Source organism: Chryseobacterium sp. R2ACT005, from assembly GCF_049949215.1.
Classification (GTDB): Bacteria; Bacteroidota; Bacteroidia; order Flavobacteriales; family Weeksellaceae; genus Chryseobacterium.
Map to the genome: position 1 here is coordinate 4,062,113 of NZ_CP188192.1, position 13,942 is coordinate 4,076,054.

Below are 13,942 nucleotides of genomic sequence, written 5' to 3' on the forward strand. Positions count from 1 at the left end.
AAACAAGATATCATCAAGCCACACAACATGTTTTGTGTGGTTTGGCGTTAATATTGCACCGTATTTTTAATTAAAGATAAATACATGAAAAACTGGATTCCCCTTCTTTTATTGCTTCTTGTCTTATCATCCTGTAAGACCCGTACCAAAGTTCAAAATGATACAGATCAGACACGGGACAGTATTACTACAACAGTGGATAAAGACAATGGAAATCCAAAAGATGTAAACCAACCGGTGAGAGACAAACTCACTTTTTTCGAACATGTATTGATTCCACCCAAATTTGAGCAGATCAAGATTGACAGCAAAGTTCGGGTAGAAACGGGAAGCTATGTCCCTACCCTGGATGCTACTGTCTATATTGAAAATGACAAAAAGGTATGGATGAATCTCAGAGCTTTATTCATCAATGCGGCCAGAGGTATTGCGACTCCTGAAGGAATAAAAGGCCAGGATAAGATCAACAAAACCTATATAGATTCCGACTTTGATTATCTTAATAATTTACTGAACGTTAATTTCATTGATTATAAATCTTTGGAGAAAATCCTGTTAGGAAGAACTTTTGTCAAAATAAATGACAGACAATTTGATCTGACACAAAATGCACAAGGCTTCAAAATGGTTTCTAACATCAATCAGAAAATTACGACAGATGAAAAAAACAGGGAATATAAAATTGCACTTCAATACGACACTAATTACGATTTATTATCCGTCAATTTAAAAGATATTCTGTCTTCAGACGAACTTGATGTTTCTTATAGTGACTGGAATGAATATGAAGGAATCCGTCTTCCAAAAAATGTTAAAATAATTATAAAAGGCTCAAAATCTAGTCAGATCTTAATGGAAAATACGAAATTTGACTTTTCGAGGATGGAAACACCTTATTCTGTACCATCCAGTTATAAGAAAATTGAGATTAAATGATTAAAAAATTTAGCTTTTTAATAGGTGTTTTGATGTTTGGACTGCACCAGGGACAGCAGAACAAAGAACAGCTGCAGAAGCAGAATGCCGAACTTAAAAAACAAATTGCACAAATAAATTCCGATTTAGCCAAAACCAGAAGTGAATCTAAGCTTTCTGTAGCTTATCTTTCCAATGTGAACCAAAAATTGGTTTTAAGAGAGAAGGTATATAATAATACTCAGAAAGAAAAAAGATTCATTGAGGATGATATCTATTTACGTCAGCTGGAAATCAATCGTCAGAACAAAGAACTGGCTGTATTGAGAAAAAACTATGCTGAGGTTTTGGTGAATGCTTATAAAAATAAAGGTGTACAGAACAAAGTAACTTTTATTCTTTCTGCCAAAAATCTAGGAGAAGGTATACGTAGAGTACAGTACCTGAAACAATACTCAGATTATCAGGATAAAAAAGCAGCTGAAATTACCAATGCTGCCAACCTGATCAAGAAAACAATTGCACAAAGACAAAACTCTGTAAAAGAGAAAGCAAACCTTCTGGTAAACCAACAGAAGGATTTGGCGACAATCAATGCTGAAAGAGCTCAGAAAGAGCAGCTGGTAACTGATTTTAAGAAAAACGAATCCAAACTGACTGCTGAACTTAAGCAGAAGCAAGTTCAGTCCAAAGCATTGGAAGGACAGATCAGAGCTATTATTGCTGAAGAAATCAGAATTGCTAAAGCAGAGGAAGAAGCAAGAAGAAAAGCAGAAGCAGAAAAAATACGTTTGGCAAAAATAGCTGCCGAAAGAGAAAAAGCAAGAATTGAAGCGGAAGCCAAAGCAAGAGCTGAAGCCCTTGAAAGAGAAAGAAGACTTGCTGAAGCTGAAGCTAAAAGAGCTGCAGATCTGGCGGCAAAAAGAGCTGAAGAAGAAAGAAAGCGTAGTGAAGATGCTGCCAAGGCAGAAGCCAATGCAAGAGATGAGTCCAGAAGAATAGCTGCTAAAAAAGCTTCAGATGAAGCCAATGTAAGAGCTAAAGAAGCTGCTGATAAATTAACAGCTGCAAGAGCCGCAGAAGCTGCCCTTACGAAGAGAAAAGAAGAAGAGAAAAAAGCTGCTGAAACGAAGGCAATGACAAGCTACGGAGTTTCTACCGCTACCGGAAACAGCTTTGCAGACAATAGAGGAAGACTTGGTTATCCTGCAGACAGAGCCGGACAAATCACCCACCGTTTCGGAAGACAGCAGCACCCGGTTTTCAAAAATATCTCTGAAGACAATACCGGTATTAAAATTTCTGTGCCTTCAGGTACACGTGCTAAATCTGTATTCCCGGGAACTGTATCTTCGGTTGTAGCAAGCAGTGATGGTACCAAGACCGTTATTATCAAACATGGAGGGTATTTTACTATTTATTCCAACTTATCCAATGCAAACGTTTCCAAAGGACAGCAGGTTTCATCAGGAACTGCAATAGGTACTATAGCCCAGGATTTTGATGGCGCTTATACTCTTGATTTTCAAGTATGGAATGGAAGTACACCAGTTGACCCATTAGGTTGGATTTCATATTAAAAAAAGTGTAACTTTGCAAAAATTTTAAGAGATGAATACACTAACAATACTTGCCTTATCTTGGCAACACATCCTTATCGTAGCAATACTTTTAGTATTACTTTTTGGAGGAAAGAAAATTCCGGAATTAATGAGAGGAGTAGGTTCAGGAATCAAAGAATTTAAAGATGCGGTAAAAGAAGAAGATAAGCCAGGTTCTGAAAAAAAAACAACTTCGAACGATAATAATTCTCCAAGCAACTAAAATTCCTTAGAATTAATGAAATTTACTGAGACTGCATGGAAAGTCTTCAATCAAGCTATTGAAGACTATCACGTGTCTGATGACGTTAACACTCTAATTAATAACCCGTTCGAAAAAGATACTTTGGAACGGATTTTGTATGCAAAGAACTGGATTGATACCGTTCAATGGCATCTGGAAGATATAATTAGAGATGAAAATATTGATCCGGCTGAAGCTCTTCAACTCAAGAGAACAATAGACGCTTCCAATCAGAAAAGAACTGATCTGGTAGAATATATTGACGGCTGGTTCCTTACTAAGTTTGAAAATATAACTCCTAAATCTGAAGCAAAAATAAATACAGAAACTCCCGCTTGGGCAGTAGACAGATTATCAATTCTTGCATTAAAGGTTTATCATATGTCGTTAGAAGCGAATAGAGAATCTGCTTCTGAAGAACACAGAAACAACTGCCAGGCTAAACTGGATGTTCTGCTTACTCAGAAAGAGGACCTGTCAACTTCTATTAATCAGTTGCTTGCTGATATTGAGAACGGTAACGTTAAGATGAAAGTATACAAACAAATGAAAATGTATAACGATGAAAGTCTTAACCCAATCCTTTATCAAAAAGGGCAACAGAAATGAAACGACTAATTTTTCTTGGAGTACTTATCATATTAACATCTTCCTGCGCAACGGAAAAGCTAAATCTTTCACCGTTGTCGAATAATTTTTATAGTGATACCAAAGGTTCTGATTCCGACAGAGGCTCAAAGAAGAATTTTAATATCAATATTAAAGAAAATGTAAATGCTTCTGAAATTTCAAATATGATCTCCACTTTTCCCAAGTTTAAAAACAATGGGTTGAACGATGAGGTTACCAGTTTGAAATACAGCCTTCAGAATTATTTATATGCTATTGATGCCAGTAATTCTGCCGGTAAAAGCAGAGCCCTTAAAAGCTTTGAAAAATCATACAAAAAAATTCAAAAGCTAAGACAAAATCTTGACAGAGATGACGATGAAGTTCTCAACAGATATCTGGTTCGTTTAAAAACCAATATCTCTGTTATTGAAGATGCTTTGCCAGGAAGTTAAAAACTAATTGAACAACTATCAATGATTAAAATTCAGGCGGAAGCCAATGTTCCCACAGAACACGGTACTTTCCGAATGATAGCTTTCTCCGAAAACGAAAACGACTGGATGCCTCATATGGCCATCGTGGCTGAAAATACAGATTTTTCAAAGCCTGTCAATGTTCGTTTCCATTCAGAATGTATTACCGGAGAAGTTTTCCATTCAAAAAAATGTGAATGCGGCCAACAATTGGATGCTGCAATGAAATATATCCATGAAAACGGTGGAATTATCATCTACCTTCGCCAGGAAGGAAGGAACATCGGGATCATCAACAAGCTGAAGGCATATTCCTTACAGGAAAAAGGTTTGGACACCGTACAGGCCAATCTTGAACTGGGACTACCCGCAGACGACAGAAATTTTGGCGTAGCCATTGAAATCCTGAATCTGCTGGAAGTAAAAGATATCAACCTTCTGACCAACAATCCTGAAAAGGTAAGATATGTTGTAGACAGCAACATTCACCTTAATTCAAGAGTACCGCTACAGATTCCTGCGAACGAAATGAGCAAAGGATATCTGCAAACAAAAAAAGATTTCTTTGGACATCTTCTGGATGACAATGATAACTAAATAAAACAAAAGCTTCAGAATTTCTGAAGCTTTTTTATTTTACCTTACTACCTTGGGAAACTGTCATTATTCAGACCACAAATTTCACACGGAAAACACTCAAATAGGGCTTTAATTTAGCAACACCTGACTTTCTTCTATACTATCTAATAATGCCCAAATTACAGCATCTTATAAAATCATTTATAATCAGTCATTAACAAATCAAAAGCCCCGAGATTTCTCCCGGAGCTTTTTTAATTATAAAAAACTGAAAAGATATTCTAAATTATTTAGTCTTGATTTTAGACTCGTCAATATTGTAATATTTAATTACACTCTTGTAATCGTTGTAATCTACTACATTACCTTTAGCTGCTTTTGCTCCACCAGTACCCGTTCCATTAGCAGGAAGAATAAGTACTCTGAAATTTTTATTCTGATAATATGACGGATTAGCCGTTAAACTAAACGCAGCAGTAGAATTAATATTAATGGTAGCAGCAAGTTTACTGAATTCATAAATATAATCTACAGCATCATTATTCGCATTACCTACATAACGGGTATATGGAAGAAGTTTCCAGATAGGAGAACCTCCGTCAGTTCCAACCTGCATATAAATAAGGACCATATCGGATTGTACTAATGGGCTGTTGAAATCATCAGTCCATCTGTACAGATTATCATCCACCTTAGTAAAACTAGGACTTATATCAAATGACTGGTTTATCGTGTCATAATCTGTTCCCTGTACTACAGTATCATCACTATTATCACAACTGTAAGCTGTAAATCCAACAGCACCCAGGAATAAAAAGAGAAGTATTTTTTTCATTTCTTATTAAAGTTTAGTTATTATTTATATTGCGTATTCAAATCATATACCAAAAATCTCAAAAACTTTGTTTTCCTCATTTTTTTAATTGTATTTTTGTTCTTATTCAAAAAGTCATGAAGAAATTATTATATACTTCACTCTTTATTGTCGCATTGATAAGTCCTAAGGTGAACGCCCAATATCAGCCTAAAAATGCTTCTAAGGAAGATTTGAAAAAGGCTCAGCAATGGGTTGACAAAACTTATAAAAATCTTTCTCAGGATGAAAAACTAGGACAGCTTTTTATTGTGGCACTTTACACCAATAAAGGAGAAGACTATATCAGCCAGGTAAGAAACATTGTTGCCAATGATAAAATAGGCGGTCTGATCTTAATGCAGGACGATGCTGCAAGAGAAATCAATCTGGTCAATGAATTTCAGCAAAAATCTAAAGTTCCTTTGATGATTGGTATGGACGCAGAATGGGGACTGTATCAGAGAATAGCAACTGCTCACAAATTTCCATGGGCCATGACATTGGGTGCTATCCAGGATAAAAACCTTGTGTATCAGATGGCTTTAAAAATTGCTGAGGATTGTCACAGAATGGGAATCAACTGGGATTTTGCTCCTGTAGTGGATGTTAACACCAACCCTAATAACCCTATCATTGGGAACAGAAGTTTTGGTTCTGAAGTGAATAATGTAATCAGTTCTGCCCTATCCTATTCTAATGGTCTTCAGGACAACAATATCTTAGCAGCGATTAAACATTTCCCCGGACACGGAGATACCAGCACAGACTCACACCTTGACCTTCCAGTGGTTTCCCACTCAATGGAAAGGCTTAACACCATAGAACTGGCGCCGTTCAAAGCGTTGATGAATAAAGGAATCGGAGGAGTAATGGTTGCCCATTTATATGTTCCAAGCTTAGAATCAGGAAAAGGAATCCCTGCTTCTGTTTCTAAAAACATCATTACCGGATTGCTTAAAGATAAGCTGGGTTATAAAGGTTTAATCATTACCGATGCATTAAATATGGGTGCTGTAGCGAATAAATACAAGCCGGGAGAACTGGATGCTATGGCTTTTAAAGCTGGAAATGATATTATGCTTTTCTCACAAGGTGTTTCTGAAGGTAAAAAACTGATTCAAAAAGCTATTGATAAAGGAGAAATTCCTCAGTCCAGAGTAGAAGAAAGTGTAAAAAAAATCTTATTGACTAAGTATTTCCTTGGCCTTACTCAATACACTCCAAAAAATCCGGAAAACATCAATGCTGATTTAAATAACAATTCTCATATCCAGCTGGTACAGAATCTTTATTCCAATGCACTGACTTTATTAAAGGATGAAAAGAAATTACTTCCTCTTACAGGAAAGCAGATTTACTATGTCCCTTTGGAAGAAGCCCCTTACCAGACTTTCGCCAGCAGATTAGGTAATAACGTAATCATCAAAAAAGCAGGAGAAATAAATACGATTCCAGCAGGATCAACGGTCATTGTCGGATTCCATAAAGATAATTCAACAGCTTACAAATCTTATAAAGTTTCAGCAGAATCTAAGCAGGTTCTTTCTGAGCTTACCAAAAATCAAAATGTAATTCTGAATGTATTCGGAAGTGCATACGCATTAAAGGATATTGACCTTTCAAAAGTTTCAACAGTTCTGGTTTCTTATGAAAACAATGATGATTCAATGAATGCCGCAGCTGATGCTTTAAACGGAAAAACAAAAATATGGGGAAAACTTCCTGTACTGGTTAATGATCAGCTGAAACCAGGAATGGGTATTGATCTTAATGTGGTTACCTCAGTAAATAATACAACATCAAAACAACAATAATCTAATGAAAATAGGCATACTTTGCTATCCAACATACGGAGGAAGCGGAATTGTAGCAACAGAATTAGGAATGTCTCTTGCCAATAAAGGATATGAAGTGCATTTCATCAGTTCTGCACTTCCTGCAAGATTAGACATTACCAACCCGAATATTTTCTTCCACAGGGTAAATGTTCAAACCTATCCGCTGTTCCAGTATCAGCCTTATGATATTGCGCTAAGCTCGATGATCTACAGGGTTGTTAATCTATATAAACTGGATCTTCTTCATGCACATTATGCCATTCCGTATGCGTATGCGGCTTTTACAGCAAAGCAAATGCTTCAGGAAGACAATAATGATATTCCACTGGTAACTACCCTGCACGGTACAGATATTACGCTTGTAGGCCAGCACCCGAGTTATAAGCATGCTGTAGAATTTTCAATCAACCAATCAGATGCTATTACCTCGGTTTCTGAAAGTCTGAAAAAAGATACCCTTCAGTTTTTCAACATCAAAAAGGAAATTCAGGTGATTACCAATTTTATTGACAATTCTGAATTTGATGACTGCTCTGAGTGTCAGAGAACACAATTTGCCAATCCTGATGAAAAGATCCTGATCCATGTATCCAACCTTCGTCCTGTAAAGCGTGTGGATGAGGTACTTCAGATCTTTAAGAATGTGGAGAAAAAGGTAAAATCCAAACTGATCATCATTGGTGAAGGTCCCGATATGGAAAAAGTCAATCAGTTTTTAGAAGAAAACCCAGATCTTATTTCCAAAATCCGTCTTTTAGGAAAGGTAAATGATTTGTATAAAATCTTACAGCTTTCAGACGTATTTCTTCTTCCTTCCGAACAGGAAAGTTTCGGTCTGGCTGCTTTGGAAGCAATGGCCGCTTATACTCCGGTAATCAGTTCCAATGCAGGAGGAATTCCTGAGGTGAATATTCAGGGAGAAACAGGATATCTTGCTGAAATCGGAAATGTGGAGGCCATGAGCAACTACACCATCAAGCTGTTGAGCAATGATGAACTTTTAACCAAAATGAAGCAAAACGCGAAAGATCAGGCTATAAAATTCGATTTGAAAAACATTCTTCCTATCTATGAGAAAATGTATAGAACGACTATAGAAAACTTTAATAAGGAGCTGACGAAAGTATAATATTTCTATTATATTTATCGTCACACTTATGACGGAAAAACTACTTCAATATCTTTGGAACTATAAGGTTTTCAAAAATTTTGACTTCAAGGATATTGAAGGAAATTCCGTTGAAATCATCCATTTCGGAAAATGGAATAAAAATGCCGGCCCTGATTTTCTGGATGCTAAAATCAAAATCAGCGGCTTACTTCTCGCAGGAAATATAGAACTGCATGTTCGTTCTTCAGACTGGATTTTCCACAATCATTCTCAAGATCCCAATTATCAGAACATCATTCTGCATGTTGTACTTCAGCATGACATAGAAATTAAAGAACTTACCGGAAAACATGTTCCAACTCTGGAGCTGAAAAATCATATCGATGAAAATATCATCCAGAAATATGAAAAACTCATTAATGGAAATGAATTTATTCCCTGTGAAAATATCTTTAATCCAAAAAAAATACCGCTGAACTTCCACGAAGAGAATATTCTGAAAAAGCTGGATGAGAAATCCCTGGAACTTGAGCAGAATTTAATTCAGTATAAAAATAATTTTGAAGCCGTATTGTTTCACAGTTTCGCCTATTCATTTGGATTAAAAGTAAATGCTCATATTTTCCGGCAGATTGCCGAAAGTGTGGATTACAGTGTTATTAATAAAATCCGCCAGAATCCTCTTCAGCTTGAAGCTTTATTTTTCGGAATATCGGGATGGCTAGAGAATCCGCAGGATGGACAGATGAAAATATGGAAAAGGGAATTTGATTTCATTAAAGCCAAATTTTCGATTTCAGATCTGAAGTTTCATCCTAAGTTTTTACGGTTAAGACCACCCAATTTCCCTACAATCCGATGGTCTCAGATGGCAGACCTCTACAAACATCAGAATCTATATTCAAAGATTATGGAAGCCAGAAATGCGGATCAGCTGTATACTATCTTTAAAGCTATAAAAGCCTCTGAATACTGGGATTTTCATTTTAATTTCGGAAATATTTCAAAAGTACAGCCTAAAACACTGAGCAAGGATTTCATTGATCTTCTGATTTTAAATACTGTTCTTCCCTTAAAGTATACTTATCACAAATACCATCGGGAAGAGATTGCAGATGAAATTATTGAACTGTACAAAACTGTTTCTGCTGAAAAAAATACGATCATTAATGGGTGGCAAAAGCTTGGACTAAACATTACCAATGCACTCGAAAGCCAAAGCCTGATCTATCATCATAAAAACTATTGTGAAGCAAAAAATTGTTTAGCCTGTGGCATTGGATTTAAACTTTTAAAAGAATAATTCTCTTTATAGATAACATCATACAAAAACCTTATCAAAAAAATTCCTTAACTTGCAGTATTGGATTTAAACTTTTAAATAACAATCTGGAAATGCTGAGTAATATCCGTCATAAAATGGAAAGAGAATGGTTTGGTGTACTGACAAGAACAGGGGCCAAACTGGGAATTCCTGTATCTAAATTGAGAATCTTCTTCATTTACTCGACTTTTGCCACAGTCGGTTTTTTCTTTCTGATCTATCTGGGATTGGCATTCACACTTTGGATTAAAGATATTTTCATCACCAGAAGACCTAGTGTCTTTGATTTATAAATTATGGAATTTTTACCGATCACTTCTGCTGAAGATCATAGAATTCAGGAAATCTATGCTTCTTATACTACTACTTTCCCTGTAGACGAACAAAGGGATAAAGAACAGTTTGAGGGTTTATTTTCAAACCCTTATGTAAAGTTCATGTCTGTCGTCCATGAGTCTGAAGCTATTGGCTACCTCATCTTGTGGGAGCTTAGCACTTTTGTTTTTGTAGAGCATCTTGAAGTATTTGAAGCATTCAGAAGTAAGAAACTGGGTTCTCATATCATCAATCATATCTCAGAAAACTATCCGGGGGTTATTTTAGAAATTGAACCTGCAGATTTGAGTGAAGATGCTGCAAGACGTTATTCTTTTTATCAGAGAAATAATTTCAGTTTGATTGACGATACTCATATTCAGCCAAGTTATGGAGAAGGGAAAAAATCTTTGAATTTATGGCTGCTTGCTAATTACACTCCTGAAAATGTGGAGGAAGCAAAAAAAGAAATTTACAATATTATTTATCACTAAAAATATAAAACGCCGGAATTGTTTTCCGGCGTTTATTGTTTTTTTTAACCACAAAAGTTTTAATGGTAGAGCTAAATTTATACATAATAAGTACACTTAAGTTTTTTGAAAATCTTTGATTTTCATCTTAGGTAGGCTTTCCTGAGGCATCGTTTTAAACTTCCCTACGTCCACCAAAGTGTTTAAAAATAAATGCTTTTGTGACTTTTGTGGTTTTATAGAGTTTTTAGTTTACTTCGTACTCAAGTTTTATGGTGATACTGGCTTCTTTTTCTTTGGAAGAAGTATTGAAAGTTCCTCCATAGGAATAGTCTTCATTAGAATTGGGGGCTGTAATCTGGATTACTCCCATTGTTGCTTTCTTCAGATTTCCCAGACCGCTTCCAGAGTTCTCAGCAATTTTTTCAGCACGTTCTTTGGCATCTTTTGTTGCACTGGCAATCATTTCCTGTTTCACGGTAGCCAGTTTAGTATAAAAGTAGGCTGGTGAAGAAGAGGTGAATTCAATTCCGCGATTGATAATTTCCGTAATATTTCTGGATAGGTTTTCTATTTTTCCTACTTCTTTACTTTCAATGGAAACTTTTTGGGTAAGGTTATAACCGGAGAATTCTCCCTGTACGTAATTTCCATTGGTATCATTATAACTTCTGAACTGTTTTTGGATATCTACGGAAGAAAATACAATCTCCTTCTGCTGTATACCTTTTGAAAGCAGATAGTCATTGATTACTTTTCTGTCTGTCGCCAACTCATCATAAGCCGATTTCAGATCAGCATTATTTTTAGAAAAACTTCCGGACCAGGTGATCAGGTCTGACGTAAACTGTTTTGTACCGAGACCTGTTACGGAAATTGTATTTTCAGATTTGTTTCTGTTTTTAATGGCGTTTCCTAAAAATCCGAGCCCGATTATGAAACCCAGCGCGGCTATAGCTACTGCAAAAATGTTTTTATTCATAAAACTTGTGAATTTGGGTTGTTGTTACACTGAAGATTGTATCAATTACCATTCCAATATTTTAAGATTTTTTTAACATTTCAAAGATAAAGATTGAAAATACAACTTATTCAGCATAGCTAGATATTTCTCTCTTCAACTACTTTTGATTTTCTTTCAGTCTTACGATAAAAAGAGGTACTGTTTCTTCTAACCTCAGCATTACGCCTGAAAGATTTTTTGCTTTCACATAGGTTCGTACCTGAGGTTTTGCTAAAAATGAAAACTGAATAAATTCTGAAATTCTGTCAGCGGGGATTCCGGCTTTTACAAAATAATCATCATCTATCCTGTCCCGAACCCAGGCAATATGTTCCTGAAGATCATCATATCTATATTGTCTTTTCTGTCTTCTCGCTTTACCACTTATCAGATCATAAACTCCCTGAACATTCAGATTTCCTAAAAGTATCGGCAAAAGAACACTCTTCACTTCGGCTGGTTTTTCTCTCATTTTTCCAACCGGCTGTGGAAGCCCTACTGCATCTCTCACCTGTTCTCCTTTATCTACTTTTGCCACAATCCGTGAATCTGTTTCCAGATCTCCCGTTAGTTTTTTTACAATCTTCACCTCTCCTACATCTCTCGGAATCTGATAAAGAGTAATAAACAGCGGAGAATTAACACCATTGGTAAGAACTTTTCTGGATGTTCTGTTGAAATCTTCTTTTACAAATCTCAGTTCATCATTCGGATTGGCTTCTATAGAGAACACCCCTTCTGAATCAGAATATACCTTTTTGTCGGAAGACATGTTGATAACAATCACTTTACTTAAGTTTTCTCCATTATCATCCACTACCCGTCCTGTTACGGTCTGCTGAGAAAAAATAAAAGTACTGCACAGAAGCATAAGGAAAAGAAGAAATTTTCTCAGCCCAAATGTTTCAATATTTTCAGTCATATACCCCAACTTTTATTATTCTTTAGTTCCTTCTAATTTATTCGTTTTGCTGTATTCCGCGAATGCTGTTTTAAGCTCATACTCTACAACACTTATCTGAAAATCCTTCCTGTATCTCTTTGCCAGTGAACGTGTTTTTTCTGCATACAGGAGAAAGGTATCTATCTGTTCCTCATCCATTCCGTATTTTTTCAGAAAATTCAGGTTGACCTGATTTTTTACTCTTTTAAGGAAATCCTGAGTTTCATTGTAATTCGCTTTGGTAATTTTAGGTTTTGTTACCTTCTTCACCAAACCTGATACAGCATTAAATACACCAAACAGGTTTACCTGCCCTGCATTATAATCATGTCCTGTAAAAGTTTTTGAAATGGTATTATTCGGTAAAGGCTGATTAAGCGGACTTTTCATATACTCCTCCATATCTGATTTTAACGACTGAAGTTTTCTGGATTCATTCAGATGCTGATTATCTTTCGCTAAATTTCCTGTAGGCTTATAGGTAATTTTCACTTCAGGAATCTGGATCTCCATTCTTTTGAGAATAATATTCAATGGAGAATTCATTTCTTCGCTGGTAATCTTTTTATCAACACGGTAGTATCCTTCTTTAACAAATCTGATCTCATCATTTTCTTTTGCTTCAATCTCAAATGTCCCGGACATATCACTTAACATACTTTTACCTTGTGAAATATTGACAATGAGTACAGGTGTTAAATCCAGTTCGTTCCCCGTGATCACTTTTCCTGATATCTTTTGCTGCGCCCATAATCCCGAAGTAATACAAAAAAGCGCAAGAAACAGAATCTTTCCGATACATTTTATTTTCATCTATCTTTGAGTTTGTGGAGCACGGTAGGATGAAATTCTTGTCAGAACAAAACGTTGGAACCTGTTCAGATCTGCATCACTACAAAATCCATACTTCAGTATTTTTTTTCTCTCAAAACCACCTGCAAAAACATAATAAATAAAATGGTCTATCAGAGGTTTTTCGATCTTAAGATTGGTAAAATAATCATCTCCGAGACTCGCTCTGATGTATTTCATCAAATCTACGTCATCCCATTTGTTTTTCACTTTTCCTATAGAGAATCCCTGCCCTTTTGGCTGTACAAATTCCCCCGGCTTGGCTGCCAATATTCTCGGGTCAGATTTCTTAGCCATATATTGGTCCATATCTTTGAGTAGCTTTTCAACCTTTTTAGGCTTGTTGTAGAGCTTTGAATCTATTTTAAGATTGCCGGTAAGCCCCTGTTTCACTTCCACTTCAGGAATCTGAATGGTTTGGCGAACAAGGCTTATATTCATAGGAGATTGTATATTTTCCTGAGAAACTTTCCTCATGAGTCTTTCATATCCTGCTTTGATAAAACGTAATTCATCCCCTTGTCTTCCGGAAATCATAAAATGACCGTCTCTGTTGGAAACTACGATTTCATCAGTACGGATATTGATTACATTCACATCTTCCATTTCAGCACCATTTTCAGATGTAATTCTTCCAAATATATAACTTTGGGCATGGGTATGGATAAAAAAAATAAAGGATAGAAAAAAGAATAGTTTGAGTTTCACTGGCTGTTTTTTATAGAGCAAAGCTAAAATTATTTTTAATGTATACCATAAGTTTAACCACAGTTAACGCGTTTTAATATTTCTTTTTGATTTTT

Annotated in this window: 16 protein-coding genes; 11 read left to right on the forward strand and 5 right to left on the reverse strand. The window is 35.9% G+C overall.

From position 1 onward, the window contains the following. Positions 1-84 precede the first annotated feature (84 nt). The 6 genes from ACPF63_RS18650 to ribA are packed head-to-tail and all read left to right on the forward strand — an operon-like array spanning position 85 to position 4,442. Positions 85-936 (forward strand): DUF4292 domain-containing protein, encoded by an 852-nt coding sequence (locus tag ACPF63_RS18650; protein ID WP_077413781.1) that lies wholly within the window; start codon positions 85-87, stop codon positions 934-936. Further along, positions 933-2,495: a peptidoglycan DD-metalloendopeptidase family protein gene (locus ACPF63_RS18655; RefSeq protein ID WP_426480901.1), complete on the forward strand. Its 1,563-nt coding sequence runs from the start codon at positions 933-935 to the stop codon at positions 2,493-2,495. The genes ACPF63_RS18650 and ACPF63_RS18655 overlap by 4 nt, the downstream gene beginning before the upstream one ends. 31 nt (positions 2,496-2,526) lie before the next feature. Next, positions 2,527-2,739: a twin-arginine translocase TatA/TatE family subunit gene (locus tag ACPF63_RS18660; protein ID WP_047382882.1), complete on the forward strand. Its 213-nt coding sequence runs from the start codon at positions 2,527-2,529 to the stop codon at positions 2,737-2,739. A 15-nt stretch (positions 2,740-2,754) separates the two neighbouring features. Then, positions 2,755-3,369 (forward strand): DUF4254 domain-containing protein, encoded by a 615-nt coding sequence (locus ACPF63_RS18665; protein ID WP_047382879.1) that lies wholly within the window; start codon positions 2,755-2,757, stop codon positions 3,367-3,369. Then, the gene (locus ACPF63_RS18670) at positions 3,366-3,824 is read left to right on the forward strand and encodes a hypothetical protein (RefSeq protein WP_047373996.1); all 459 of its coding nucleotides are present in this window, start codon (positions 3,366-3,368) and stop codon (positions 3,822-3,824) included. Before ACPF63_RS18665 ends, ACPF63_RS18670 begins: the two co-directional genes overlap by 4 nt. 21 nt (positions 3,825-3,845) lie before the next feature. Further along, positions 3,846-4,442: a GTP cyclohydrolase II gene (ribA, locus tag ACPF63_RS18675; protein WP_077413784.1), complete on the forward strand. Its 597-nt coding sequence runs from the start codon at positions 3,846-3,848 to the stop codon at positions 4,440-4,442. Positions 4,443-4,710: 268 nt separating this feature from the next. Here ribA and ACPF63_RS18680 read toward each other — a convergent pair whose 3' ends face one another. Next, positions 4,711-5,259: a hypothetical protein gene (locus ACPF63_RS18680; protein WP_426480902.1), complete on the reverse strand. Its 549-nt coding sequence runs from the start codon at positions 5,257-5,259 to the stop codon at positions 4,711-4,713. A 116-nt stretch (positions 5,260-5,375) separates the two neighbouring features. Here ACPF63_RS18680 and ACPF63_RS18685 point away from each other — a divergent pair, with 116 nt between their 5' ends. From ACPF63_RS18685 to ACPF63_RS18705, 5 genes are all read left to right on the forward strand, one after another. Then, positions 5,376-7,094 carry a glycoside hydrolase family 3 protein gene (locus ACPF63_RS18685; RefSeq protein WP_426480903.1) on the forward strand — a complete coding sequence of 573 codons (1,719 nt, stop codon included), beginning with the start codon at positions 5,376-5,378 and terminating at the stop codon, positions 7,092-7,094. A gap of 4 nt (positions 7,095-7,098) precedes the next feature. After that, positions 7,099-8,247, forward strand: a complete 1,149-nt coding sequence (gene bshA, locus ACPF63_RS18690) for an N-acetyl-alpha-D-glucosaminyl L-malate synthase BshA (protein WP_047420302.1) — start codon at positions 7,099-7,101, stop codon at positions 8,245-8,247. Between the two features lie 28 nt (positions 8,248-8,275). Next, complete coding sequence (locus ACPF63_RS18695; protein ID WP_426480904.1) at positions 8,276-9,532, forward strand: DUF2851 family protein; 1,257 nt, start codon at positions 8,276-8,278, stop codon at positions 9,530-9,532. A gap of 92 nt (positions 9,533-9,624) precedes the next feature. Further along, positions 9,625-9,846 (forward strand): PspC family transcriptional regulator, encoded by a 222-nt coding sequence (locus ACPF63_RS18700; RefSeq protein ID WP_426480905.1) that lies wholly within the window; start codon positions 9,625-9,627, stop codon positions 9,844-9,846. Between the two features lie 3 nt (positions 9,847-9,849). After that, positions 9,850-10,362: a GNAT family N-acetyltransferase gene (locus ACPF63_RS18705; protein ID WP_426480906.1), complete on the forward strand. Its 513-nt coding sequence runs from the start codon at positions 9,850-9,852 to the stop codon at positions 10,360-10,362. Positions 10,363-10,588: 226 nt separating this feature from the next. Here ACPF63_RS18705 and ACPF63_RS18710 read toward each other — a convergent pair whose 3' ends face one another. From ACPF63_RS18710 to ACPF63_RS18725, 4 genes are all read right to left on the reverse strand, one after another. Next, entirely contained in the window at positions 10,589-11,323 is a 735-nt protein-coding gene (locus tag ACPF63_RS18710; protein WP_426480907.1) for an SIMPL domain-containing protein, read from the reverse strand. Between the two features lie 139 nt (positions 11,324-11,462). After that, positions 11,463-12,266 (reverse strand): carboxypeptidase-like regulatory domain-containing protein, encoded by an 804-nt coding sequence (locus ACPF63_RS18715; RefSeq protein WP_426480908.1) that lies wholly within the window; start codon positions 12,264-12,266, stop codon positions 11,463-11,465. A gap of 15 nt (positions 12,267-12,281) precedes the next feature. Next, a complete protein-coding gene (locus ACPF63_RS18720) occupies positions 12,282-13,100 on the reverse strand; it encodes a hypothetical protein (protein WP_426480909.1) in 819 nt (272 codons plus the stop codon). Next, positions 13,101-13,847, reverse strand: coding sequence for a hypothetical protein (locus ACPF63_RS18725; RefSeq protein ID WP_426480910.1), 747 nt, complete (start codon positions 13,845-13,847; stop codon positions 13,101-13,103). Positions 13,848-13,942: the final 95 nt, after the last annotated feature.